Source organism: Chthonomonas sp., assembly GCF_035294165.1.
In the GTDB taxonomy this organism is placed as follows: Bacteria; Armatimonadota; Chthonomonadetes; order Chthonomonadales; family Chthonomonadaceae; genus Chthonomonas.
In genome coordinates, this window is record NZ_DATGLN010000263.1 from 1 (window position 1) to 1,104 (window position 1,104).

A 1,104-nucleotide genomic window follows, 5' to 3' on the forward strand; every position below is an offset into this window, starting at 1 on the left:
AAGGGTTTTGTATTCGCTCGGCACCGGCGGCCATCGGTAGTAGCTGGTTTGCGTCTGCTGTTCCAGTGCTTGGGGCGTGCCGCCCCAGCTTAAGTGAGTAAAGGGATTAGGGAAGGTATAGAGATAGGGTCTATCGGCAAGGGCCGCCAACAGTTCTCCCTGCGCCGAGATAGAGGGGAAGAGCGCTTTACCCGATAAAAATTTGCGATTTTTTGAGGCCTCTGGTAATGGGCTTGAAGGTTGCTTTGGAATGCGTGCCAGTAGCCGATGAAGCGCCTCGGCTCGCGTTCGTGGCAGGGGAGGGTAGGTCTCCATTCTGGCGCTTCCGAAAAGGGGTCCATGCCGGGTAGCGAGAAGCGCTGTTAGCCCAAGCCCCACCAGCATCGTGCGACTAAGCCAAACATGGCCCCATCGCTCCCAACGGGCGTACCCCACCACGGCCGCATCGAAAATAAAGGGAATGCCGTAGGTGGTGTAGTGCCCGACAATAGAGGCCGGAGCTAAAGGATAGTAGCCTGTCCTCTGTGCGAACAGATAAACCCAAAACGAGGGCAGTGCCAGGACACAAAGCTCGGGGGCTAGAAGTGACAAAAAACAGAGCGGTGACAAGAGTTCGCTGAAGAAGCCTCGAGTCATGGGACTGTAGAGGCTTTGAACCAGAAGCCATGGGTGCAGCAAAAAATAGCCGATAACCTCCAATGGGGTATGCCCGTAGCGACTGAAATAGTAGATGTAGGCCGACGGGTGCCCTTCGTTAAAGTGACGCACTGCGGCAAAGGCGATAATAAGGCTTAGAACTCCTAAGCCCATTGTGGCCAAGCCCGCTTTGCGCCGGCCGCGCACTAGTAGGTAGAGGCCTAGTGGGATGATAGCCAAACCGGCGACCTCTTTCGTGGTGGCAGAGAGACCGAGAAGGCCGAAAAAGAGAGGCCAACGCTCTATCTGCTGCGCATAGAGGGCACCAAGCAAAAGGGGGGTGGCAAGAGTTTCCGGATGAAACTCCAGGAAGTTTGCCCACTGCATGGCCGGGTAGAGGAGGTAGGCCAGCGCAAAGAGAAGCGCTTTAGCCTGAGAGCCTAGCTGGCGATAGGAAAAGAGGTAGAC

At 56.0% G+C, this 1,104-nt stretch carries 1 protein-coding gene; it reads right to left on the reverse strand.

From position 1 onward, the window contains the following. On the reverse strand, positions 1 to 1,104 hold a 1,104-nt coding region (locus VKV29_RS14895; RefSeq protein ID WP_324202111.1), incomplete at both ends, for a DUF2079 domain-containing protein.